Below are 24,767 nucleotides of genomic sequence, written 5' to 3'. Positions count from 1 at the left end.
CTGTTGACTGACAACTGACAACTGACAACTGACAACTGACAACTGACAACTGACAACTGACAACTGACTAATAACTAATAACTAATGACTAATAACTAATGACTAATGACTAATGACTTCTTTAAATCAGAAACCGAATAGTTACATAAACAGCCGCAGCCACCAATTGCACCGCCATCACAGGAAGCCCGTAACGCAGAAAAGTTTGAAAAGAAATCCGGCGTCCGTGCTGTTCAGAAATTCCCGCCGCCACTATATTAGAAGAAGCTCCTACCAAAGTGCCATTTCCGCCTAAAGTTGCTCCATACATCATCGCATAAAACAGCGGCAGCACAGCAGGTGGAAACTGCCCTGCAAAATCCGGCGCCAGCACTTCTGCCGGTGCAAGCCCGACATTGACAACATACTGTTTTAGCAGCGGCACCATCGCCACTACCAGCGGAATATTTGGCACCACACTGGACATCAAACCCACAAAAAATAACAAAACTAAAGATCCCAGAAAAATATTCTTACCTAAAATCACTGCTAATATTCCAGATATACTGGCGATGACTCCGGTTTTTTCCAAACCGCCAATCAGCACAAAGATAGACATAAAAAATAGCAGCGTGCTCCAATCTAAATCACGCAAAATATTATTAACAGAATCAATTTGGGAATGGTGAGCTAAAAGCATTGCCAAAGCAGCCCCCAACAAAGCAACGGCTGCCGGTGAAATAGGCACGGGCAGAGACTCTCCTATTACAAAAAAAGTCAGCACGAAAGCTATAATTAAGCCGCCTACTACTAAAACTCGCGGGTGATTGATTTTCGGGTGGGGCAAATGTTCCAAATCGTCTAAGTTCTTGTGCCAAATTTCGCGGAACAGCCAAGGCAACATAACTACTATCACTCCTACTGCGATCGCCCCGCCCAAACTTAACTTTAGCAGGTAATCTGCAAAGCTCATGTTAATAGCATCGCCGACAATGAATGTCGCCGGATCGCCCACGATTGTCAGCAGTCCCGAACTGTTAGCCACAAATACCATTAAAATCAGTAACGGCACAAAATCTACACCTACTTCTTCTGCCATTGGCGGAATTAATGGTGCTAGCAGCATGACTGTCGTGGCATTGGGCAAAACTGCACAAATTGGCGTAGTAATCGCGACAACACCCAGCAAGAGATTTTTGCCTTTGCCTTTAGCCAAAAGCACAATTTGAGTTGCCAAGTATTCAAATACTTTGGTAGGCTCAAAGGCTCTCACCATTACCATGACTCCGAAGAATAAGCCCAGCGTGGCGTGACTCCGACCGATATATTCGATCGCGTTGTTTAACGTCATCACGTGGGTAAACACCAGAATCACTGCTCCCAGAAATGCCGCAACTGTTAGGTGTATCCATTCTGTAATTATTAAGAAAATTACACATATAAATGTTGTTGCAGCAATCACAGCTTGTACGTTTTCCATTTATTCCCCTGAACAATTTAATACTTAAAATTAAAAACTATTAGTGTGAGGCAATGTACTACTTTATGGCTCTTCTGTCAATAGGTTGAAGGGCTGATTATCGTAGCAACACGCTGGGATCGACCCCTAGAGAGAGATCCGGCACAGGGAAAAAATCACCTCAAAACTACTTCTTTTGGCAGGGTCGCGATCGCCAGAAGTTTGGTATGGCGATCGGGCGATCCCTCAACTACAATGAAGCATAGGCAATCTCTGCCAAACTCAACCCCCACGCAGACATCATGGACTACAGCCAAGTGCTCGCCGACAAAACCGATACTATCGTCAAAAACTGGATTGAAGCAGTTCGTCAGGATCGGAAAATTGAAACCGCTGACGCCTTACCGCACTCAGCAATCGAAAATCACATACCTCACCTGCTGGCGGCGATGGTCACAGTGCTTTCCCAATATCAAAACAGCGAAATAAAACTAATAATTGAAGCCAGTTTAGATCACGGATTTCTCAGAGCAGAACAAGGCTACGACGCCGCAGAAGTAGCCCGCGAATACCATTTATTGCGTCAAGTAATATTCTCCCACTTAGAAGCCGAATTGCTAGCAGGAAGCGTCGCAGACGTATTCAGAGCTTTTCGGCTGATAGATGCCGTACTAGACGAAGCAATTGCCCAGTGTTTCAATAGCTACGTCGATCAGAGGATGCGGGAACTTCACCAAATCCAAACTCAGTTAACACTCACCAATCAAGAGCTCAATCGCCTCGTCAGCGTCAATCAAGAAAACGTCTACCATTTAGCTCACGAACTCAAAACTCCTCTCAACTCAATTATTGGTTATTCCGAACTGTTTTTGCGCCAAGAAAAATGGCAATCTGAAATCAAAGATACCCTCCCCGGCATCGAACACATCGAGCGAGTATTACGCAACGGCAGACAGTTGCTTCGCATGATTAATGACACACTAGAACTTTCTCGTGCCAATGCCGGAAAAATTAAACTTAACCTGCAGCGAACTAATGTACAATCTGTAATTAACACCGTACTAGAGATAATGCAGCCAATTGCTGATGCTAAAGGATTAAAGCTCGCTGTTACCAGCGACTGCGGCCCAACACAAGTAATCTCCGACTCTGGGCGGCTGCAACAAATTCTGATCAACCTGGTGAGCAATGCCATTCGCTATACAGAATCTGGTAGCATTGAATTAAGTTGCCGCCCTGCTGGAGAAGGAAATTGGGCGATCGCAATTACAGATACCGGCATTGGCATCGCCCCCGAAGATACAAAGCGCATCTTTGACCCCTTCTTTCAAGCAGGAGAAGCAGGCAAACAGCTCTTTCCCACCGAAAGCACTGGCCTGGGATTAGCAATAGTATCGCGGCTCGTCTCGCTGCTGCAAGGCAAAATCGAGTTAGTATCAGAAATAGGAGTTGGCTCAACTTTTACCGTGATTCTGCCCCAAGAAGTTAAAGTCCTCCAAGAAGTAAGCTAAACATTAAGTTCAAATTTTTACATCCGAAAATCCTATGCCTGCAGCCAACCTTAGCCCTTCCACCACAGCCTTTCCCCTCACCGCCGTAGTCGGGCAAGAAGCAATCAAATTAGCCCTGCTGTTAGCAGCAGTCGATCCCGGATTGGGAGGAGTTGCGATCGCAGGCCGCCGCGGTACAGCAAAATCAGTAATGGCCCGCGCCTTGCACTCCTTACTGCCACCCATTGAAATTGTTAAAGATTCTTTTTGCAACGCCGAACCTAATGAAATTATTGCCGAACAGGCATCAGGCTTGTTACCAGAAAATGGCGGGCAAGATGCCCACACCACCGATACTAATTCCTTAAATACTGAAATAATTCCCACACCATTTATTCAAATTCCTTTGGGTGTCACCGAAGACCGACTCTTAGGTTCCGTCGATGTCGAACAATCAGTAAAATTCGGCCAAACCGTATTTCAACCCGGACTCTTGGCCCAAGCAAATCGAGGCGTACTTTATGTTGACGAAATTAACCTCCTCGACGACAACATTTCCAACCAATTGCTAACAGTATTAACCGAAGGACGCAACCAAATAGAGCGCGAAGGAATTAGCTTTCAACACCCCTGCAAACCTCTATTTATCGCCACCTACAACCCCGAAGAAGGGCCGCTGAGAGAACATTTGCTCGATCGCATCGCGATCGTACTTTCAGCCGACGCAGCACTCGAACTAGAAGAAAGAGTCTATGCAGTAGAACAAGCTTTATCCTACTCCCGATCCCCCCAAGAATTTCTCAATCAATACAGCGAAGACACCGACAACCTCAAAACCCAAATCATCCTAGCCAGAGAATGGCTCAAAGATGTCAGTATTAAACGCGAACAAATTGCCTACCTAGTAGAAGAAGCCATCCGGGGTGGCGTTCAAGGACACCGCGCCGAAATATTCGCAGTCCGCGTCGCCAAAGCCGCCGCCGCCATCGAAGGACGCACAGAAGTTAACGCCGAAGACCTGCGCCGCGCCGTAGAATTAGTCATCGTACCCCGCGCCACCATCATCCAAACTCCCCCAGACGAAAACTCTCCTCCTCCTCCCCCTCCACCGCCTCCCCAAAAGCAGTCAGAACAAGAACAAGACGAACCAGAAAACGAGCAAGAAGACGAAGAAGACCAAGAGGATGAAGACAACCCGGAACCTGAAGAAGAACCAGAAAAAGATACCATTCCCGAAGAATTTCTCTTCGACCCCGAAGGCGTAATTCTCGACCCCAGCGTGCTTTTATTCGCCCAACAATCCGCCAACAAACAAGGCAAATCGGGCAGCCGCAGCACCATTTTCTCCGAAGATAGAGGCCGTTACGTCAAGCCAGTCTTACCCAAAGGCCCCGTCCGCCGCATCGCCGTTGACGCTACCCTCCGAGCCGCCGCACCTTACCAAAAAGCCCGTCGCGACAGGAATTCTAACCCCCCCCAACCCCCCCTTAGTAAGGGGGGGCAACAGGCGAGTCAACCCCCCCTTGGTAACGGGGGGCAACAGGCGAGTCAACCCCCCCTTGGTAACGGGGGGCAACAGGCGAGTCAACCCCCCCTTAGTAACGGGGGGCAACAGGCGAGTCAACCCCCCCTTAGTAACGGGGGGCAAGGGGGGGTTGAACGCCGTGTATTTGTGGAACAGGGAGACATTCGGGCGAAGCGCTTGGCCAGAAAAGCTGGAGCTTTAGTCGTATTTGTCGTCGATGCTTCGGGTTCGATGGCCCTCAACCGAATGCAGTCGGCCAAAGGTGCAGTCATGCAGCTACTCACAGAAGCTTATCAAAGCCGCGACCAAGTTGCTCTCATTCCCTTTCGCGGAGAACAAGCAGAAGTGCTGCTACCGCCCACTCGCTCCATAGCCTTAGCCCGCAAGCGTTTGGAACGTTTGCCCTGCGGTGGCGGTTCTCCCCTGGCCCACGGTTTGACTCAAGCAGTGCGGGTGGGAGTCAACGCGCGGCAGTCTGGAGATATCGGTCAAGTTGCGATTGTCGCCATTACTGACGGACGCGGTAATATTCCTTTGGCTCGTTCTTTGGGCGAACCGATTGTAGAAGGAGAAAAGCCTGATATTAAAAAGGAATTGTTAGAAATTGCTGCCAAAATTCGTGGGTTGGGAATGCAGTTGCTGGTGATTGATACCGAGAGCAAGTTTATTTCGACTGGCTTTGCGAAGGAATTGGCCAAGACTTCTGGAGGGAAATACTATCACTTGCCGAAAGCTACCGAACAGTCGATCGCAGCTATGACTAAAAATGCTCTGCGCGACGCGATCGGCTAAAATCCTGATACCCGGATTTATCTGCGTTTATCCGCGTTTATCTGCGGTTAAAAATCCAAAAATTAGACTTTTTGCCCAAAGTCTAATTTTTAACTCTCACTCTCCGGCGAGTCAGCGCCAGCGAACCCGCAACTAAACCCAACCCTACCACCGTCGAAGGCTCAGGAATTCTGGCGGGGAGAGACTCCCGGCTTGGCGTTGCCTGGTTCTGGCTGGAAGAATTTGTACCTTGGGGGAGTTGACCGCTATTCTGGGCCAGCAGCAAATATTCTGAACCCTGCCCTGAAGTAGCGGTATAAACGGCTCGGAAATTAGCTGCAACGGCAGCTTGACCGCCGGAGATAACGGCGGCGGCAGCCAATAAAATCCCGGCTGTAGGTGGCAATAATTTGCGCTCAAAAAATGTGGTCATTGGACATTACCTATTTAGCAGTTTGTCGATAGAACTCGATCTATTCATTAATTTTCCGGGTATCCTCTGTCTAAGCTACCTTAGCCATTAACGGAACCGATTTTAGATTTTAGATTTTAGATTTTAGATTTTAGATTTTAGATTATTGAAGTTTCTGGCCCCTAGTTTCAACTAAGTCGCAAATCAAAAACCTAAAATCAACTGTGGCCCCTGTCTCTAGCATATACTCCTTAATCTCCAATCGTAAATCCCCAATCCAAAATTGATTGACTTCAGCTATCTGCGATCTGATAGACTTTAAGCTGGCCCCTGGCCGCAGATAGCGCCGGCCCTTTAACCTCAATTATAGCTTTGCCGCGACGCGCAACGCTGCGAGACAGCGACACGACACATACCTGTACGCAGTCGATTATAAACAATCGATCCCTGCTTGGGAGTGATTTCACCCCCCTTCTTTATCAAATCTTTAAACTCTTTCAGGTTTTGCAAACAAAGTGTAAAGCTGTCAAAATAGAGATAGCAATTCTCAGCCAACATTAGGTAAATCCTCGTGAGTAACACTAGCAATTTCCGCGAAGCCGTGCGCGAGGCCAAAAACCACGCGCTAGTAGGCCCCAACGTCATCTCCAACGCTCTCCCCTTCGTGGGCGGCGGACTTGTCTTAACTGCTGTCGGCACCTACGGCGGCCTCGGAGTGATTCGTAACTATCCCGGGATCTTTTTCCCCACATTCATCGCTGCGATCGTCGTAGAATTAATTCTATTCTTCGTCGCCCGCGCCGCCGCCGAACAAGGCAACAAAAATACCGCTTTGCCCCTGCTGGCAACCTACAGCCTGCTTTCCGGCTACACCCTCAGCGGATTGGTATTTACAGCCCTCAGAACCCAAGGTGTCGGCATCTCCGGCATCGCTTTTGCCGCACTCGGATGCGGCATTACCTTCATCGCCGCCCGCCAAATTGGCTCCAACCTTTCTGAAGAAGACGGCATGGCCCTCACCAAAACTATCAGTTTAGGTGTCATTGCTTTGTTAGTCGTAGTTGGCGGTCAGTTTCTGCTCTCTCTATTTGGCGTCTACACCCCAACCTGGTTGGAAATTGGGATTTCTGGCGTCGGCGTGTTTATATTTGCCGGCGCTGCGATCGTCGATTTTTACATATTACCCCGCACCTACCGCGACGACCAGTATTTGCCCGCCGCTCTGTCGATGTACTTGACCTACATCAACTTGTTCATTTTCATTCTGCGCCTGCTGATTGCTCTCAACGGCCGGGATTAATTGAAACTTTAGCTTAAAAAAACCGCGGCTCGATCGACATCGGGCCGCGGTTTTTGATTAAGATTTACCACCAAGATAGTCGTCATCGCGTCCTCTGTCCCTTATTTAAAAAACTTATATCATGTCCGCAGGCGACAGACATGAAGTATAATGTTACTTTTTAATCACTCTATCAAAGGTCTTGTTATCTAATTCTGTCGAGCGCGATTTCAATATTAATCACAAATTAATTGGGGAAAACTCATGTACTTAAAATATGAAGATATCAGGAGAGTCAGCGTAGAAATTACCTCCAGGTGCAATGCAGCTTGCCCGCAGTGTCCCCGCACCGACAACCCGATTTTGCCGGGGGCAGAATTAAAGATGGAGGATATTGAGAGAATTTTCCCACAAGAGTTTTGCTCTCAGTTGGATTTGGTTTATATGTGCGGCAACTACGGCGATGCTATGACTAGCAATACCACAATTCCGGCGATCGAGTATTTGCACCGCATGGGAGTTCCTCAAATCGGGCTTTATACTAATGGTAGCGGACGCAATCCCGACTGGTGGCAAGCCCTGGCAAAGGCGATGACAGGAGAAAACGACAGCGTAACTTTTAGTATCGACGGGTTGGCCGATACTAACAGCATCTACCGCCAAAATACCAACTGGGACAGGATAATGCAGTCGGTTAATGCCTTTATCCAAGCAGGCGGAAAAGCTGTATGGCACTACTTGATATTTGAACACAACCAGCACCAAGTAGAAGCAGCGCGGGATTTAGCCCAACAATTAGGATTTGTCGAGTTTGTACCGAAAGCAACCTCTCGTTTTGTGGCGAAAGAGATCTATGAGAAAGAGTCCGCAAATCAACAGCCTCAGAAGGCAGAAAACTCTCCGGTAGAGGCTAAGAGCGATCGCCCAAACCAACCAGCAACCGCTAATGTGTCAGCCCCTCAAAATCAAACACAGACCGCTGTTGGCTTGCACAAACAAGCTGAGGACTGTTTGAAACAAGGAAAGCTCTCAGAGGCGATCGCAGCCTGCCAACAAGCCCTAAAAATTCAACCTAATTTTGCAGCAGCCTGGAAAACTTTGGGCAATGCTGTTCAAGGTTTGGGGAAGATGCAAGCAGCAGCAGACTGTTACGCCAAGGCACTTAAAATTCAGCCTGATTTTCCAGAAGTTTATGCTAATGTCGGCAGTCTTTATGCTCAACAGCAACAGTGGCAGCCAGCTAGTGCTTATTACCAAAAGGCGATCGAGCTTAAACCAAATTTTGCAGGAGCTTATCGCAATTTAGCTAAAGTCTTGACGCAGTTGGGGCAACCAGAAAAAGCCAATTATGCTTGGTATCAAGCTATAGCTATCGAAACATCTCAAGCACCAGAACCAACTCCTTCTGTCCCATCAAAGCCAGCCAGCGAAGAACTTCAACCCCCATCGTTGGAACAATATAAAAATCCCCAGGGAGACCAATTTATCCAAGCGGTAGAAAAATTTGGTAGCCTAAACAATTACTACCGAAATGTAGAAATTAGCTGTCAAACTCAAGCCAGCAAAGAGATTTTCATCAGTTTTGAAGCGGAACTCTGGCCTTGCTGTTGGGTAAGCCATACTAAATACGCTGTTTATAACCACACTTACAGACCGCAAATGCTGGCTTTAATTGAAAAGTACGGAAATGGTTTTAATTCTCTCAGAACTCAATCGGTGAAAGATGCGATCGCCAGAGATTGGTTTCGCGAAGACCTCACAAAAAGTTTTTCCTGTTCTAAAAGGTTGGACGTATGTGCTCACGAATGCGGTAAAACTTTCAATTCAACAGGTTCGCAGTATATCTAAGAAGGAAGGCACAACACGGATTTGGACACGGATACACGGATTAATTGCTGAAATGTCGAAATTTCTGCTAAACTGCAAAAATGCAGCCCACAACTAGGAGAACTAACCGTGGAAATTCTACACATAAAACACCATATCGAAACTTTGTCCGATCGCCTAATGGGTCTACAAGACTATCTTTAGCTCAGCATTAACTGCCGAGAGCCAAAAGTTACAACAGCTAGCAGCACAGCCGAAATCGGGCAACAGCATCAATACAGGCGAACGGCTACTCCAAGAACTAGACGCACTCCAATCCTACCAGGCAAAACTCAACCAGTGCCAAACAATTTTGGCAGATGCTACAGCAGCACTGGAGTTACTCGAATTTCAAGCAGACGAGGAATTAGAGCAAGAACTTCAAACTAATTTAGCTCAACTCAACTGCTCTCTCGAAGAGTATGAATTAGAGCAATCCTTGAGCGGGCCTTGCGACAAAAATGGAGCCTACCTGATAATTAGTGCACCAATAGATGACTTAGATGCTCTAGACTGGGCACAAATGTTGCTGAGAATGTATGCTCATTGGGGACAAAACCGAGGCTATAGAGTTATGTTGGTTGAAGATTCCCTATTGGAGTATGTAAAAATTAATTCTGCTATTTTGGAAATAGGAGGAGTTAATTCTCTAACTTTGGCAATAGACGGACGTTTCGCTTACGGCTATCTAAAGTCAGAAACCGGGGTGCATCTACTGAAACGTACATCGCCTTTTAATATTACCAGAAAGCAGGCGAGTTCAGCGACGGTGGAAGTTGTGCCAATGTATGTGGAACTGGAGATTCCACAGCAGGATTTAGAATTAATAATCTTGCCTCCTCCCTACGTGAGGTGTGTAGTCCGAACTTTGGTGAGGATTGTTCACATTCCTACTGGTATTTCTGCAATATCTGGGGAGGAGCGGAGTCGATTGCAAAATAGAGAAAGGGCTTTGGCGCTTCTCAAAAGCAAACTGTTTGCTATTATGCAAAGACAAGGAGTTCAACAGCTTGCAGACATTCAGGTTGCTCGCCTAAAAACAGTCCTTAACCAACCAATTCGGGAATATCAATTTGCCAGCGACAGCGCGAACCAGGGCAAAGTTTGGGATCTGCGTACAGGAATCCAAACAACAGCCGTCGCCGAGGTGCTCGACGGCAAACTTGACTCATTTATCAAAGCTGGTGTGCTACTGAAAAATTGATTTGCACATTTAGAGCAACATTTCAGCTAAACTCAAAAATACACCCCACAACGCCGGAGAACTGACAGTGGAAATTCTACACATCAAACACAACATCGAAACATTGTCCGATCGCCTAACGGGTCTACAAGACTGTCTTTAGCTCAGCATTAACCGCCGAGAGCCAAAAGTTACAACAGCTAGCAGCACAGCCGAAATCGGGCAACAGCATCAATACAGGCGAACGGCTACTCCAAGAACTAGACGCACTCCAATCCTACCAGGCAAAACTCAACCAGTGCCAAACAATTTTGGCAGATGCTACAGCAGCACTGGAGTTACTCGAATTTCAAGCTGACGAGGAATTAGAGCAAGAACTTCAAACTAATTTAGCTCAACTTAACTGCTCTCTCGAAGAGTATGAATTAGAGCAATCCTTGAGCGGGCATTGCGACAAAAATGGAGCCTACCTGATAATTAATACAGCAATAGATGACCTAGATGCTCAAGACTGGGCAGAAATGTTGCGGAGAATGTATTATCGTTGGGGAGAAAACCGAGGCTATAAAGTTGCGGATGTTGAAGGTTCCCTATTGGAGTATCTAGAAATTAATTCTGCAATTTTGGTAAGAGGAGGAGTTAATTCTGTAACTTTGGCAATAGAGGGACGTTACGCTTACGGCTATCTAAAGTCAGAAACCGGAGTGCATCTACTGAAACGTACATCGCCTTTTAATATTACCAGAAAGCAGGCGAGTTCAGCGACGGTGGAAGTTGTGCCCATGTATGTGGAACTGGAGATTCCACAGCAGGATTTAGAGTTAATAATCTTGCCTCGTAGCAACCTGAAGAGTAGTGACCCACTCGAAAGTTGGGTGAGGATTGTTCATGTTCCTACTGGTATTTCTGCAATATCTGGGGAGGAGCGGAGTCGATTGCAAAATAGAAAAAAGGCTTTGGCGGTTCTCACCAGCAAACTGTTTGCTATTATGCAAAGACAAGGAGTTCAACAGCTTGCAGATATTCAGGGCGAGATCCTAAAAACAGTCCTTAACCAACCAATTCGGGAATATCAATTTGCCAGCGACAGCGCGAACCAGGGCAAAGTTTGGGATCTGCGTACAGGAATCCAAACAACAGCCGTCGCCGAGGTGCTCGACGGCAAACTTGACTCATTTATCAAAGCTGGTGTGCTACTGAAAAATTGATTTGCACATTTAGAGCAAAATTTCAGCTAAACTCAAAAATACACCCCACAACGCCGGAGAACTAACAGTGGAAGTTCTAGACATCAAACACAATATCGAAACTTTGTCCGATCGACTGGGTGCAACCCAGGACTATCTTTGACATCCCCGCACTTACAGCGAAAATTCAAGATTTAGAGCAAATCTGCGCCCAACCAGCATTTTGGGACGACCAAGATCGAGCCCAAGAAACCCTGCAAGAACTTAATGACTTCAAATCTCACTTAGACCAATATCGCGGCTGGCAAACGAGCTTGGAAGATGCTAAAGCTATTTTAGAACTGCTGGAGTTAGAAGCCGATGAGTCCCTGTTCCAAGAAGCCTCATCGAGTCTTTCTCAGTTAACCCGCGAACTCGACCAGTGGGAACTGCAACAATTACTATCTGGGCCCTACGACGAAGGCGGCGCTGTTTTGACAATTAACGCCGGGGCCGGCGGCACGGATGCTCAAGATTGGGCCGAAATGCTGCTGCGGATGTACACCCGCTGGGGGGAAAGTCAAGGTTACAAAGTACATTTAATGGAAATTTCCGAGGGAGAGGAAGCAGGTGTTAAATCGGCTTCTTTGGAAATTGTCGGCCGCTACGCTTACGGTTATATGCGATCGGAAAAAGGCACTCACCGCTTGGTCAGAATTTCGCCTTTTAATGCTAATGACAAGCGTCAAACCAGTTTTGCTGGCGTTGAAGTGATGCCAATTCTCGATCGATCCGTCAAGTTGGACATTCCCGAAAAGGATTTGGAAATCACGACTTCCCGCGCTGGCGGCAAGGGCGGGCAAAATGTTAACAAGGTAGAAACCGCAGTCCGCATCGTTCACCTTCCTACCGGCTTGGCCGTCCGCTGCACAGAAGAACGCAGTCAGTTGCAAAATAAGGAAAAAGCTCTGGCATTACTCAAGGCTAGGCTGTTGGTGGTTGCTAAGGAACAGCGGGCTTCGGAAATTGCCGAGATTCGCGGCGACATGGTAGAGGCAGCTTGGGGCAACCAAATTCGCAATTATGTTTTTCACCCATACCAAATGGTCAAGGATTTGCGTACTGGAGTGGAAACAACCGCCATCGCAGATGTAATGAACGGCGAATTAGACCCGTTTATTCAAGCTTACCTGCGGCAGGAAAATCAGTTGGTCAGTAGTCAGTAGTCAATTGACAGTAGTCAGTAGTCAGTAGTCAGTAGTCAGTAGTCAGTTGACAGTAGTCAGTAGTCAGTAGTCAGTAGTCAATGAGGACTTCAGTCCGCAAAAAAGCAGGACTTGTATTCCTCACTAGGAAAATTTGGGTTTGTAGTGAGGACTTCAGTCCGCAAAAAAGAAGGACTGAAGTCCTCACTACGAACCAATTTTCTGGTATGATTTTTGGGTTTTGGTCGATCGCCCGACCTTCAACAGGTCGCGCGGCCAAAAAGCTTGATATGATAAAACTTGATCTACCGAACAAAAGGAGAAATAATGACCCAAGTTGTAATAGGCGAAAATGAAGGGATTGAGTCAGCCCTGCGACGGTTTAAGCGACAAGTTTCTAAAGCGGGCATTTTCCCCGACATGAGAAAGCACCGCCACTTTGAAACCCCGTTGGAAAAGCAGAAGCGCAAAGCTATTGCCAGAAGGACTAAGAGACGCTTCCACCGCAACAACAAACCCTAGAATTATTAGCACTAAATTGATTCGGCAGATATAATGCCTTGCGATTCTAGTACCGCAGCGACTCGGAGAATCACCGCTTCGCTGTAGGGAGCACCAATAATTTGTACCCCCAAGGGCAAAGCGCCGGGCCGCTGTACGGGCACGCAAAGAACGGGCAAGCCAATAAATGATAGGGGTTGGGTGAACAGTCCGAGATTGGGACGCACTAAGATTTCTTGTCCGGCTATTACCATTTTCTCGACGCCAATTTCAGGGGCAGCTATCGGGGTTGCGGGTGCGAGGATGATGTCTGTGTGTTGGAATATTTCGCGAATTCGATCGCGGTACCACTGTCTGAATCTCTGCGCTTGCAAGTACCAAGTCGCAGGGATCAGGGTGCCCGCTAAAAAGCGATCGCGCGTCGCCGGATCGAAGTCTTGAGGGCGCGATCGCAAATTGTCTAAATGCAAGTTTCCGCCCTCGCAGGCGGTAATGATAAATGCAGCAGCCCTGGCGCGATCGGATTCCGGTATGCTGACAGTCGCAAGCCCCCCTATTTTTGGGGGGTTTGTTGTTTTTTCTGTCCGTATACCACAATCTAAGACATTTGTCAAGGCTTTAGCAACTATTTCTACAGCATCCATTGCTTCCGGTTCGGCCCCTGTGGCGAAATACCCGTCAGCAACAGCAATTCGCAATCCTTCGATACCTTGATTTAACTGCGGCGAACAAAGTTCTGGCGGGCGTTGAGTGCAAACTGGGTCACGAGAATCAGGGCCTTGCAGGATATCGTACAGCAGCGCCATATCTCTGATCGATCGCCCAAACGGCCCCACACAATCCAAACTACTCGAAAATAAATAAGCGCCAGCCCTGGACAAACGGCCGTAAGTAGGCTTAAACCCAAAGACACCGCACAAAGCAGCCGGTACGCGGATGGAACCGTTAGTATCAGAACCGAGAGTGATGGGTACAAAACCGGCGGCGACTGCTGCTGCGGAACCGCCGCTGGAACCGCCAGCGATGCGCGTAGTATCGTGGGGATTGCGAGTGGGCCCGTAGTGGCTGTTTTCCGTGACGAAACCGTAGGCGTACTCATCCATGTTGAGCGTACCTACGAGTACAGCCCCAGCTTGTTTGAGTCGGGCGACCACCGCCGCGTCCTGGGTAGCCGGAGGATTGTCAGCGTTGATTTTTGACCCAGCTAGAGTAGTAATTCCGCCGATGTCGAACAGGTTTTTGACTGCGAAGGGAACGCCTGCTAAAGGGCCTGGGTTTTGGTTATTTGCGATCGAATTATCTATATTTTCGGCTGCTGCGAGTGCGCTTGATGCAGTGATGGCAGTAAAGCAATTAAAAGCTTTATCCTTAACAGCAATCCGTTCCAAAGCAGCACTTACCGCCTCTGTAGCCGTAACCTTACCACATTTAACAGCCGCTGCCGTAGCAACCGCATCCGCCTTATCTAAAAAACTTCTGCGTTCATCTGCGTTCATCTGCCCTCATCTGCGGTTAAAAATCTAAGGTTCAAACACCGGCGCGACTTCTACTTCTGGGGGTAAAGGGAATTCAGTAACGAGTCGGGCGATCGCAGCTATTCTCTCGAAGTTTACCACAACACCGGGGCGGTGTTCCGGGTCTAAGGGTAAGTTTATCAGTTCAGCGGTGCGATCGACATATTCTTCTATATTTGTCATTAGTCCATCCCAAACAACATCAGCGTTCATCCGCGTACATCTGCCCTCATCTGCGGTTGAAAATCTAAGGTTCAGATATAGGTGCGATCGATTATTGTATTGTAATCGCGATCGGGCAGTCAGTTATTATTGCTCAGTTTTTTGTATTCCTCGGATTGTCTGATATCATCTAAAGGAGATTTAGGCTCTAGTGGTTCATCAGGACAAAACTTTATAGATGTCTGCGTTTCCCAAGAATCTAAATTAAAATTAACTTCGATTTGAACCTTTCCTTTTTGCCAACCCTTGGAACCAATTTTGAGAATTTGACACTCTATTCCTTCTTGAGGAGAGTTCCAGTTTATATCCCCTCCCCTAATTTTCGTCTCTTCATTAATAGGCAGCTCTTTCATCAATTCAATTATCCGCTTCTGAAGTTTGTTAACTTCTACTGCATTAGCCTCCAATAATATATTTCTAAACTTGCTGGCTGCTAGCTCTTTAAACCGGCGCACCGTAAAAGTAGCTTTATTGAATAGCAAAACATCATCATCGCCGTCTAGTGTCTCATATTTTTTATGGGCTTCAATCTTTTCGTTCATTTTTTTACAAAATTCGGGTTCTTCCTCTTCAATACCATTTCCCGCTATCTTAGTCAAGCTCGTAAAAAAATAAATTAACTCTTGGACTTTTCCCACTCAAACACTGACAGTTTCCCGCAACTTCTCAACGGCAACATCCAGCGGAGGCAAATCAAAATCCTCAGCATCCATCAATTCCTTAACCTTCTCAAAAATCTCAACCTCCGCCTCTTCCTGGTCCGTCAGCTTATCATAAAAATAAGGGTCAGTAAACCACTGCTCAAAAGCAAACCTTAACACCCCATTCGGGTCAAGCATAAACTGCCAATACTTAGAAACTCGGTTATCAACTACTTCAAACAGCGGTGCCGGAGTCTGTATGGGATAATAGGTGTAATTATCATCACAAATATAGTACCAAACTATTCCCTGCCACGATCGGATTGCATAAACAACATATTCCTTACCTATAGTTAGTGGCAACTCAACTTTTCTAGTGTAACCGCGTGGCGGATCTATATATTTCTCCGGGAGAGATTCACCCCTATTAGCAATACAGCGAATTTTCATTATTTTCCCAATTTCTCGTTATTGCAGATTTATTGTTACTTTTTAGCAATAATTTATGTAATTTTATAGCCCTGCATCTGTATCTTTGTCGGGCTATCAGGTGTTATTAGTGAGGTTCTTGTACTCCTCAGATTGGCGGATGTCATCTAAAATAGATTCCGGCTGGGCAGGTTCATCAGGACAAAATTCTAATTTAATTACCTCGATTGTGCAGTAGCCAGTGCTTGTTGCCACACTTAGAGATGCTTCTATTCTTAGTTTGCCTTTTTGCCAGCCTTGAGAACCAATCTTTAGAAGCTGACAATCTATTCCTTGAGAAGGAAAAATCCATTTACTCTCAAAAACACTAACGTTTACTCCTCCCATAGAAAAATCAAAAAATAAATCAAAAAATATTGGATTACCCTTCCTCGATCCATCGTGTCTTTTGTTCAGCCTTTCCGCAAGTTTATTACTCATTAATTCTTTAAATCTATTAACTGTAAAAGTATCTTTGTGAATCAGTAAAATATCTGTTTCGCCGTCTAAATTTTTAAACTTAGCGTTCATATTTGTTTTGTTTTTGCACAACTTATGATAAATTATCATAATTACTTGTATTAGTCAATACCGATTTCAAAGCGAGTTATATTTGAATTTTACATATGGAATGAGTGGGTTTGTACGACCTCATGTTGAAAAATTGGTGCGACTTGAGAGTCAGAAAAAACTTGTTTTTGCCGGTTCAGTTTCCGCCAGCAACTTACCCCGCGAAATCACATACCGAACCGCAGCGCGCCTCCTAATTGCATCATAACAATCCTCAGCATCCAACACAATCAAATTTGCAGGTTTCCCCACCTCTATCCCATAATTATCATCTCCCAGATTGAGAGTTTTAGCACCGTTGACAGTCACCATATTAAAACAAGCTGCAATCTCAGCCATTCCCGTCATCTGACAAACATGAACCGCCATATGAGCGACATCCAACATATTTCCCGTACCTAAACTATACCAAGGATCTTGCACGCAGTCGTGGCCAAAACTCACATTCAATCCCTGCTGCCACAACTCCTTAACCCGCGTCACCCCACGGCGTTTGGGATAAGTATCAGCGCGGCCTTGCAGAGTGATATTAATTAAAGGATTGGCAATAAAATTAATTCCCGATTTTGCCAAACTTCCCATCAGCTTAAAAGCATAAGCATTGTTGTAAGAACCGAAAGCCGTCGTGTGGCTAGCCGTCACCCGCGAACCAGCCCCGCTTCTAATCGCACAAGCTGCTACAACTTCCAAAAATCTCGACTGTTCATCATCGATTTCATCGCAGTGAACATCTATTAATCTATTGTATTTTTCAGCAAGTTCAAATATTCGCTCAACCGACTTCACCCCATCTTCCCGCGTCAACTCATAATGCGGAATCCCGCCCACAGCATCCGCACCCATATCCAGAGATTTCTCTAAAAGTTTGTCATTTTCTGGACTTCCGTAAATCCCGTCTTGGGGAAAAGCCACAACTTGCAGAGTCATCCAATCTTTGACTTCTTCACGAACTTCCAAAAGTCCTTGCAAAGCCGTCAGAGTCGGTTCGCTAACATCAGCGTGACTCCTGACAAACAAAATCCCTTGAGACGCTTGCAGCCTTAAAGTTTCAACAGCCCGTTTTTTGACATCATCCAGAGTCAAACATTGCTTGCGTTCCCCCCAGATTTGAATACCCTCGAACAAAGTGCCGCTTTGATTCCATCGCGGTTCCCCCGCAGTCAAGGCCGAATCGAGATGAATGTGCGACTCCACAAAAGGAGGACTAACTAAATTGCCTTGAATGTCGATTTCGCGTTCGCCAACTTCTGAGATGTGCGGCGAAACGGCGACTATTCGCTCATTCTCAATAGCAATATCAACCGTTGGGCGATCGCCCGCACCTAACAAACGACATTCGCGCAGAACAATGCTATACTTTTGCTCAGGCATGACAATTGCACTTAATTTAACACTTGTAAACTTTATCCTTCAAGCGTGGCGATTCCGCCTAGTGAGACAAAAAGAATTCCCCAATCACTTGCGAACCCCCTCCTTCTCCCCCTCTGCGTCCTCTGCGCCCTCTGCGGTTAAAAAATCTTACTCAAAAATCACCAAAAAGAAAGCGCAACTACCAATCGCCAACATCAGACAATCTCAAACTCCAGATTGTGATTTTTCACAAAATCAAAGGTAAAATGGTCAACCACATTAGTATCGCTCAATTCCAGATTGTAAAAATCAACAAAATCCGCATCAAAATACGGCCCAGCGTGCCAAGTCCCCACATCTAACTTAATAAAACAATTGCCCGGAATCCGAAAAGCAGCCATATCCTCTAAACTCGGTTTATCGCTATCCCCAGGAGGCGCAACCGCCATCAACCAATCCTTCCCCTCCAAAGAACCCAAACACTGAGTACATTGAACGTGCCGCGTAATTTTGCGAAACTTGCGACCTTCCTTATGGAGTCGCATAATGTAAAATCTAGGAACACCATTTTGCAAATTTAACTGAGCATCCTCAGCATCGAAAGACTTGCCATCAACAGCCGCAAAGATAACTTGACCGTAACTCCGAAAATTCTCCGGTGTCACCCATTGTGCGGACAACTGCTTAGTTGAAATTGATTCGCTCATAAATACCAACATCCCCTCCCTGCTTTCCATGAAAAACATTCTAATACAGTAACTCCTCTCTCTTCTCTTCTCTGCGCCCTCTGCGTCCTCTGCGGTTAATTAAATAAAAAAATCTAGTTCGCTTTCTCGATCGCCCAAAACACCCTTACAATCAAACTCAGCACACTGCTGCAAAAAACGAGCCGGAATATCAGGCCGAGCACCCCAATGCAAATGCAAATAAGAAGCGTGCACCTGACAAACTCCCCAACCTTCAGCAACCGCCTCAACCTCCCCCCGCTTCCCATACCTCCAACTGTGATAAACTGGATTACTCGGTTCAACAGTTAAATGCGATCGATGAAACTCATGTCCCCAAACCTCATCAAACGCAGTTAACACCGAACTATCCCTCACAGCCACAGCTTCTCGGTATCCCAGCGTCAAACGCTTTCCCATCGCAGCAGCAGTTTCCAACACTCCCGCCCCGGGCCAAGAATTGCCATCGAAGTCTACAATAGAATCACACAAATACATCAAACCGCCGCACTCCGCATAAGTCGGCATTCCCGAAAAAATCGCCTTTCTTACCGCATCCCGAATTAAAACATTACCGCTCAATTTCTCAGCAAACACTTCGGGAAAACCACCACCAAAATATAACCCTTGCACATTGTCAGGAAAAACCGAGTCATCAAGGGGACTCCAAAATACCAACTCGGCACCCAACTCTTCCAACAAATCAAGATTGTCCTGATAGTAAAAATTAAAAGCCCGATCGCGCGCAACTGCAATCCTCACTCCAAATTGTTTTCCCAAACAGTTGACAACATCATCTTTTTGAGTTACAATTCCCGAAGGGAGACTGTGCCTACCTGAAAGTTGCTCTGACCCCTCACCCCCCCCATTTCGAGTTGCAGCCAACAAAGGCAAAAGTTGCTCCCAGTCAAAACTAACAGCAGCCAAATCAGCCAGTTTATCGATCGCACCATGAAGATTCGGCAACTCTTCAGCCGGAATCAAACCCAAATGTCGATCGGGAATAGTAACAGCCTCATCCCTACGCAAAACGCCCAAAATAGGTAAATTGAGCGGTTTGAGAGCATCTTGAAGCAGTTCCAAATGTCGATCGCTTGCCACCCGATTTAGCACCAAACCAGCGAATTTAAGGTCAGGGTTAAAAGAACGAAAACCGTGGGCGATCGCAGCCACAGAACCAGAGAGCCTGCTGCAATCTATCACAAACAATACCGGCAAATTCAGCAAAGAAGCAACATGAGCCGTAGAAGCAAAGGAAATAGAATAGTGTTGTTTTCCTTCTGGCTTCCTTAAATCCGTTAAATCCGTTAAATCCTTTACATCTCGTACAACCGTTGCCGAACTTCTATCGGTTACATCGGTTACATCCGTTACATCCGTTGCCGAACTTTCTTCTTCTTTCTTCCGAGAAACCCCATCAAATAGTCCCATCACCCCTTCAACTAAGGCATAATCGACATCTTGAATATGACGAGAAAAACACTTTTTTACATAAGATTCAGACGTTAATACCGGGTCTAAATTCCTACAGGGGCGACCAGTAACAAAAGCATGAAACATGGGGTCAATGTAATCCGGACCTACCTTAAACGATTGAACATTCAAGCCGCGACGGACTAAATAAGCTAAAAGGGCGATCGTTACAGTAGTCTTTCCCGCACCGCTGCGTTCGCCAGCAATTACTAAAGCCATAGTTCTAGTTAGTTAAAATAAATAATAGATAAGATTGCCAAAGTCGCTTTCCAATCAGGAAATTATCTGCGTTTATCTGTGTTAATCTGCCTTGCATCTGCGGTTTCTGTATCAATCAAAGATTTATGCAATCCTTCCTCATAAAAATAGACAGTTGATCAAGTTATGAGTATTGCTCTCGAACCGCTCAAATAATAACTATTTAACGAACCGCGAAGACGCCAAGAGCGCGAAGGAAGAAAAGAGAAGAATAAAAGTAGGGCAGACATTGCCTGCCCCACTGAATGTTAACTCAATCCGTCTTGCTTATTTTTTTCTCCTTTCTCCTGATTCCATCCATCCGTTACATCCGTTACATCCGCTACACAATCCGTTGCCGAACTTCTTTTTACTGTTTAGCCAACTTCAGCATTTGAGCCGTCACTGCCAAACTTTCTTCGTAAAGCACATCTCGGCCCCAACTCTGGAGGTGCTGGCCCAGCAACTGTTCCGTCACCTGATCGAACAGAGGACTCACCTGGTTAAACCGATCGGTTTGAGCGCCGCCCTTCGTTTCCATCCGCATACAGCCGCCCGCTTCCGAACACAGAACTGTACCGCAGTCAGCCTTTTCGTTTGTAGAATTCAAACGCACAGCAATCAAATCGCCCGCGACATCGCCCGTATCAGCAGTAGGAATAGCAGCCAACTCGGCTTCGACAACCCGTTCGTCGGGCCCCGCGAATTTAATTCGCTTGATTTGGTAATCGCCCTCTTCCTGTTTGAAAGCAACCGGACGCCACTGAAGCCGGCTCGCCAGCCAACCCAAATACATCAGCGCTTGAGTAGAATTGTCCTGTTCGTAATCGATCGTCACCCGATCGATTTCCCGAATCGCAGCGCGACGTTCCGGGGCGTCAAAAGCCTCAGCAGCCAACTCCTGCCATGCGGCCAGCCGGCGCCAATTGAGATCCGCGATCGGAATTCCCTCTTCGATCAGACTTTGCATCAACAGCAATTCCGCTTCACACTCGGCAAAGCTGCTAGAGTCAACAATCACAGAACTGCTAATTGTCGCCAGCCGTTGGAATAAACCTCGATCGGCATCGGGATTCGCCTTCCACCACAGCAGCGTCGGCAAATCACCGATAGTCAAGGCCGTCACGATGCCGCTCACCCGTTCCAGCGCAGCTTCCGTACCCCGCAGCGTAATGTACTCGCAGCAGATCAGATTGCCGCTGGTGCGCTTGTGAACCGGACAATAAGCAGCCACTTGAGCCTGCACGCCCGTATCTTCCCCCGCCGTCGGGCACAGAGCAATAATCCGGCAGGGATTGGCAGCCACGATCGCGTCAGCCACCCCCGAACCCCCGGAACCCAAGCCACTCGATCCCATCTCCTCGCCTTTTGAATTTTTGCGAGCCACTTCTTCCCGCAAAGTCGCCAGCAATTCCGCGTTAGCTTTGCCAGTTCTCGGCAGCCCGTAAGCTTTTTGAGCCGCCCTGATGCTAGATGCCGTCATCGGCCCGGTAATACCGTCCACCGGCCCGTCGTAAAACCCCAGATCCGCCAATAACTGCTGAGTTTCTTCCGGTTCGTAGACTACAAAAGTAAAAGTTGTTGCCCTAGTAGCGATCGGAAAATCGCCCTTAGACCCCGATTCTCTGTAACTTTCCCAAATTTGACTCAATTCGGCCTCTATTTGGTCGATCGACACATCTTTAGGACTTTGTAGCGAAACCAGGGGCGGAGCTTTCATCGGTGTCATCGTCATAAATCTTTTCTCCTTTCTTATTAGTCAGTTGTCAGTGGTCAGTTGTCAGTTTTCAGTTTTCAGTTTTCAGTTTTCAGTTGTCAGTTTTCAGTTTTCAGTTGTCAGTTTTCAGTTTTCAGTTTTCAGTTTTCAGTTTTCAGTTGACTGCCCACTACCCACTGCCCACTGCCCACTCACAACTGACCACTGACCACTGACTAATAACTCTTAAAGTCTTCGCCACTTACGACCGTCTCTGTTAATTAGCAGTTCTGCTTCCGCCGGTTCCCAAGTACCCGCTTCGTATTTAGGAACCAAATCTGGGTCGGTGGAGGATTCCCAATCCATCAGCGCCGGCGTTACCACCCGCCAAGCTTCTTCCACTTCATCAGAACGGGTAAACAAAGTTTGGTCGCCCAGCATACAATCAATTAACAGGCGATCGTAAGCATCCGAAGATGTCACCCCAAACGAAGAACCGTAACTGAAATCCATATCCACCGTCCGCGTCCGCAAATCCGGCCCCGGCATTTTAGCCTCAAACCTCAGCGAAATCCCCTCGTTCGGATGCACGCGCATAGTCAAAACGTTAGGAGTAGTTTGTTGGGCCGCAGACTGAAAGATTAGCAGCGGAACTTCGCGGAACTGAATCGCAATTTCGCTAACTTTTTTCGGCAACCGTTTGCCGGTTCGCAGGTAGAAAGGCACTCCCTGCCAGCGCCAGTTGTCAATCATAAACTTCATCGCCACAAACGTCGGCGTTGTCGAGTTGGGAGCAACCCCCGGTTCTTCGTGATATCCCGGCACGGGTTTGCCCTTCATCCAACCTGCGGAATATTGACCCCGAATCGCTGAGAACTCCAAGTTATGCAAATCGGCCAAGCGAGTTGCTTGCAGAACTTTCATCTTTTCGGTGCGGATGCTGTCAGCGTCGAGCGAGTTCGGCGGTTCCATCGCCGTCAGACAGAAAATCTGCATCAAGTGGTTTTGCAGCATATCCCGCAACGCCCCAGAGGATTCGTAGTAACCCGCCCGGTCTTCTACGCCTACTGTTTCTGCAACTGTAATTTGTACGTGATCGACAAATTGCCGGTTCCACAGCGGTTCAAAAATCGCGTTAGCAAACCGGAACACCATTAAATTCTGAACAGTTTCTTTACCCAAATAGTGGTCTATCCGGTAAACTTGCTGTTCTTGGCAAACCTTCTGCACAACTCGGTTGAGAGCTTTTGCCGAACTCAAGTCCCGGCCGAAGGGTTTTTCAATTACCAAGCGGTTTTTGACTGGATCGGCCAGCATTTGAGCCGCGCCCAGTTGCCTAATTGCTTCTGGGAAAAAGTTCGGGGAAACTGAGAGATAAAATATGTGATTGCCGCGAGTTCTCCTTTCTTCGTCGAGTTCCGCTAAGAAAGCTTTGAGTTTTTGATAGCTTTCGGGGTTGTCAATGTCGCCCGGACAGTAGTACAAACCTTTAGCGAATTCTTGCCAAAATTCTTCATTGCCAATGCCGCCGCCAAATTCTTCAATGCCTTCGCGCATTTGCTCTCGGAAGTAATCGTGACTCCAAGGGCGGCGGGCTACTCCCACGACGGTAGTTTCCGGTGGCAAGCGTCGATCGCGCTTCATCTGATAAATTGCAGGTACCAGTTTGCGCTGGGTGAGATCCCCAGAAGCTCCGAAGATTACCAGAATTTGTGGTTCCGGCACCCGTTCTTTTCGCAAACCGACGCGCAGTGGGTTTTCAAGTATTGCGACCATTTCTTATTTTGCTCCTTCCATAGCTGTCAACCTTACTGATAAATCCTGAATTATGGCTTCATATTTAGCCGTCAATTCTTTAATTTGAGCCTGATACTCAGATTTTATTTCGGCTCTGATTTCTTCCCTGAGTTCAGCCTTAAGTTCCTCTCTGAGTTCTCCCCTAACCTCCTCGCGAATTTTGTTCCTCTCAAAAGCCAGTCGAACTTCCCAATCCTTATCCCGCTGTAGCAGTTCAGCTTTTAGCTGCCTATTCTCTGAGCGCAACTGCTCTAACTCTAAAGCCACAGCAGCAGCACGCCTATCCCTTTCTCTGTTTTGCTGTCGGATTTGCTCTCTGAGCCGCTGATTGTCCGATCGCAACTTCTCGACTTCCGAAGCACTATCTTTAGGCGTTCGCCCGTTTCCGTTTGAAGGAAATCGCCGCTCTACCAGGCGCTGAACTGCTGCACCAGTGGGCATACTATTAGGCGATAACTCCAGAGCTTCTTGCCAAATTTCGAGTTGTAGCTCTGCGGGTAATCCTGTTAGAGGACGGACTTGATTTTCCTTTGTCGGAATTTTGAGACCAATTGGTCTCAAATTTTCGACAACCTGCGCTGCTGAAATAAATCGATCTGCTGTCCGTCTTCCGATGCCCCAGTTGTCAAGGCAATAAGCCTCAAAAGTCTTGTGAGTTTCACGGTACAGTTTCTCTTCCCGAATCTCATCAAGGGCTTTGCCAACTTCGTAAAATATCTGAAGTCCATGTTCGACAATGGATTCTAGTTCTTGAAGCCTTGTCCGTTCAGCTACATCAAGTTGGGCAGTGCCATATTCGGTTTCTACTAGGGTATTGATAGTTTGCATGGCAATTCCTCAGCGGTCGGAGATGGAAAATTCGAGTTGGAGCTTCTGGCGAGATTTCTGCTAGAGAAGGCAGTTGATTTTCCTCTGTCGGATTTTTGAGACCAATTGGTCTCAAATTTTCCCGGTTCGAGATTCAAAACTCAGCGCCAAGAGCCAAAGTAATCTGGATTTGATTTTCCTCTGTCGGATTTTTGAGACCAATTGGTCTCAAATTTTCCTGGTTCGAGATTCAAAACTTAGCGCCAAGAGCCAAAGTAATCTGGATTTGATTTTCCTCTGTCGGATTTTTGAGACCAATTGGTCTCAAATTTTCCCGGTTCGAGATTCAAAACTCAGCGCCAAGAGCCAAAGTAATCTGGATTTGATTTTCCTCTGTCGGATTTTTGAGACCAATTGGTCTCAAATTTTCC

At 46.9% G+C, this 24,767-nt stretch carries 21 protein-coding genes and 1 pseudogene; 9 read left to right on the top strand and 13 right to left on the bottom strand.

The window, feature by feature from the left end; translation table 11 throughout:
• Positions 1 to 121: 121 nt before the first annotated feature.
• The gene (locus tag QUB35_RS12045) at positions 122 to 1,459 is read right to left on the bottom strand and encodes an ArsB/NhaD family transporter (protein WP_333142133.1); all 1,338 of its coding nucleotides are present in this window, start codon (positions 1,457 to 1,459) and stop codon (positions 122 to 124) included.
• A gap of 281 nt (positions 1,460 to 1,740) precedes the next feature.
• Here QUB35_RS12045 and QUB35_RS12040 point away from each other — a divergent pair, with 281 nt between their 5' ends.
• Entirely contained in the window at positions 1,741 to 2,949 is a 1,209-nt protein-coding gene (locus QUB35_RS12040; protein WP_333142132.1) for a HAMP domain-containing sensor histidine kinase, read from the top strand.
• A 34-nt stretch (positions 2,950 to 2,983) separates the two neighbouring features.
• Positions 2,984 to 5,245, top strand: coding sequence for a VWA domain-containing protein (locus QUB35_RS12035; RefSeq protein ID WP_333142131.1), 2,262 nt, complete (start codon positions 2,984 to 2,986; stop codon positions 5,243 to 5,245).
• Positions 5,246 to 5,327: 82 nt separating this feature from the next.
• Here QUB35_RS12035 and QUB35_RS12030 read toward each other — a convergent pair whose 3' ends face one another.
• Positions 5,328 to 5,657 carry a PEP-CTERM sorting domain-containing protein gene (locus QUB35_RS12030; RefSeq protein WP_333105776.1) on the bottom strand — a complete coding sequence of 110 codons (330 nt, stop codon included), beginning with the start codon at positions 5,655 to 5,657 and terminating at the stop codon, positions 5,328 to 5,330.
• A 550-nt stretch (positions 5,658 to 6,207) separates the two neighbouring features.
• Between QUB35_RS12030 and QUB35_RS12025 the strand changes: the two genes are divergently transcribed.
• From QUB35_RS12025 to rpsU, 7 genes and pseudogenes are all read left to right on the top strand, one after another.
• Entirely contained in the window at positions 6,208 to 6,936 is a 729-nt protein-coding gene (locus QUB35_RS12025) for a Bax inhibitor-1 family protein (RefSeq protein WP_333142130.1), read from the top strand.
• A gap of 243 nt (positions 6,937 to 7,179) precedes the next feature.
• A complete protein-coding gene (locus QUB35_RS12020; protein WP_333142129.1) occupies positions 7,180 to 8,763 on the top strand; it encodes a tetratricopeptide repeat protein in 1,584 nt (527 codons plus the stop codon).
• Positions 8,764 to 8,938: 175 nt separating this feature from the next.
• Positions 8,939 to 9,985 (top strand): PCRF domain-containing protein, encoded by a 1,047-nt coding sequence (locus QUB35_RS12015; protein WP_333142159.1) that lies wholly within the window; start codon positions 8,939 to 8,941, stop codon positions 9,983 to 9,985.
• Between the two features lie 164 nt (positions 9,986 to 10,149).
• Positions 10,150 to 10,722 (top strand): annotated as a pseudogene (locus QUB35_RS12010) (PCRF domain-containing protein); the annotation flags it as partial.
• A 24-nt stretch (positions 10,723 to 10,746) separates the two neighbouring features.
• On the top strand, positions 10,747 to 11,172 hold the full coding sequence (locus QUB35_RS12005) for a peptide chain release factor-like protein (RefSeq protein WP_333142158.1): 426 nt from the start codon (positions 10,747 to 10,749) through the stop codon (positions 11,170 to 11,172).
• Positions 11,173 to 11,239: 67 nt separating this feature from the next.
• A protein-coding gene (gene prfB / locus QUB35_RS12000; RefSeq protein WP_333142128.1) for a peptide chain release factor 2 occupies positions 11,240 to 12,356 on the top strand; the annotation gives its coding sequence in 2 pieces (ribosomal slippage) (positions 11,240 to 11,311 and positions 11,313 to 12,356; 1,116 coding nt in all).
• 306 nt (positions 12,357 to 12,662) lie between these two features.
• On the top strand, positions 12,663 to 12,857 hold the full coding sequence (gene rpsU / locus QUB35_RS11995) for a 30S ribosomal protein S21 (protein ID WP_006632476.1): 195 nt from the start codon (positions 12,663 to 12,665) through the stop codon (positions 12,855 to 12,857).
• A gap of 11 nt (positions 12,858 to 12,868) precedes the next feature.
• On the opposite strand, the gene QUB35_RS11990 is transcribed toward rpsU, so the two are convergent.
• The 11 genes from QUB35_RS11990 to QUB35_RS11940 all read right to left on the bottom strand — a co-directional run bounded on the left by QUB35_RS11990 (position 12,869) and on the right by QUB35_RS11940 (position 24,357).
• Complete coding sequence (locus QUB35_RS11990; RefSeq protein WP_333142127.1) at positions 12,869 to 14,332, bottom strand: AtzE family amidohydrolase; 1,464 nt, start codon at positions 14,330 to 14,332, stop codon at positions 12,869 to 12,871.
• Positions 14,333 to 14,356: 24 nt separating this feature from the next.
• The gene (locus QUB35_RS11985; protein WP_333123882.1) at positions 14,357 to 14,533 is read right to left on the bottom strand and encodes a DUF4089 domain-containing protein; all 177 of its coding nucleotides are present in this window, start codon (positions 14,531 to 14,533) and stop codon (positions 14,357 to 14,359) included.
• A 119-nt stretch (positions 14,534 to 14,652) separates the two neighbouring features.
• Entirely contained in the window at positions 14,653 to 15,210 is a 558-nt protein-coding gene (locus tag QUB35_RS11980; RefSeq protein ID WP_333142126.1) for a KGK domain-containing protein, read from the bottom strand.
• Positions 15,211 to 15,663: a hypothetical protein gene (locus QUB35_RS11975; RefSeq protein ID WP_333142125.1), complete on the bottom strand. Its 453-nt coding sequence runs from the start codon at positions 15,661 to 15,663 to the stop codon at positions 15,211 to 15,213.
• A gap of 96 nt (positions 15,664 to 15,759) precedes the next feature.
• Complete coding sequence (locus QUB35_RS11970; protein WP_333142124.1) at positions 15,760 to 16,212, bottom strand: KGK domain-containing protein; 453 nt, start codon at positions 16,210 to 16,212, stop codon at positions 15,760 to 15,762.
• Between the two features lie 150 nt (positions 16,213 to 16,362).
• On the bottom strand, positions 16,363 to 17,622 hold the full coding sequence (gene codA, locus QUB35_RS11965; RefSeq protein WP_333142123.1) for a cytosine deaminase: 1,260 nt from the start codon (positions 17,620 to 17,622) through the stop codon (positions 16,363 to 16,365).
• A 194-nt stretch (positions 17,623 to 17,816) separates the two neighbouring features.
• Positions 17,817 to 18,308, bottom strand: a complete 492-nt coding sequence (locus QUB35_RS11960; protein WP_333142122.1) for an ureidoglycolate lyase — start codon at positions 18,306 to 18,308, stop codon at positions 17,817 to 17,819.
• A 99-nt stretch (positions 18,309 to 18,407) separates the two neighbouring features.
• Positions 18,408 to 20,018, bottom strand: coding sequence for a cobyrinate a,c-diamide synthase (locus QUB35_RS11955; RefSeq protein ID WP_333142121.1), 1,611 nt, complete (start codon positions 20,016 to 20,018; stop codon positions 18,408 to 18,410).
• 388 nt (positions 20,019 to 20,406) lie between these two features.
• Positions 20,407 to 21,771, bottom strand: a complete 1,365-nt coding sequence (gene opcA, locus QUB35_RS11950) for a glucose-6-phosphate dehydrogenase assembly protein OpcA (protein WP_333142120.1) — start codon at positions 21,769 to 21,771, stop codon at positions 20,407 to 20,409.
• A gap of 207 nt (positions 21,772 to 21,978) precedes the next feature.
• Positions 21,979 to 23,508 carry a glucose-6-phosphate dehydrogenase gene (gene zwf / locus QUB35_RS11945; RefSeq protein WP_333142119.1) on the bottom strand — a complete coding sequence of 510 codons (1,530 nt, stop codon included), beginning with the start codon at positions 23,506 to 23,508 and terminating at the stop codon, positions 21,979 to 21,981.
• Positions 23,509 to 23,511: 3 nt separating this feature from the next.
• Complete coding sequence (locus tag QUB35_RS11940) at positions 23,512 to 24,357, bottom strand: hypothetical protein (RefSeq protein ID WP_333142118.1); 846 nt, start codon at positions 24,355 to 24,357, stop codon at positions 23,512 to 23,514.
• Between the last annotated feature and the right edge of the window lie 410 nt (positions 24,358 to 24,767).

Origin of the sequence: Microcoleus sp. B13-B6, assembly GCF_036705405.1 — a bacterium.
Taxonomy (GTDB): Bacteria; Cyanobacteriota; Cyanobacteriia; order Cyanobacteriales; family Microcoleaceae; genus Microcoleus.
This window is presented reverse-complemented; position numbering and strand designations above follow the sequence as displayed.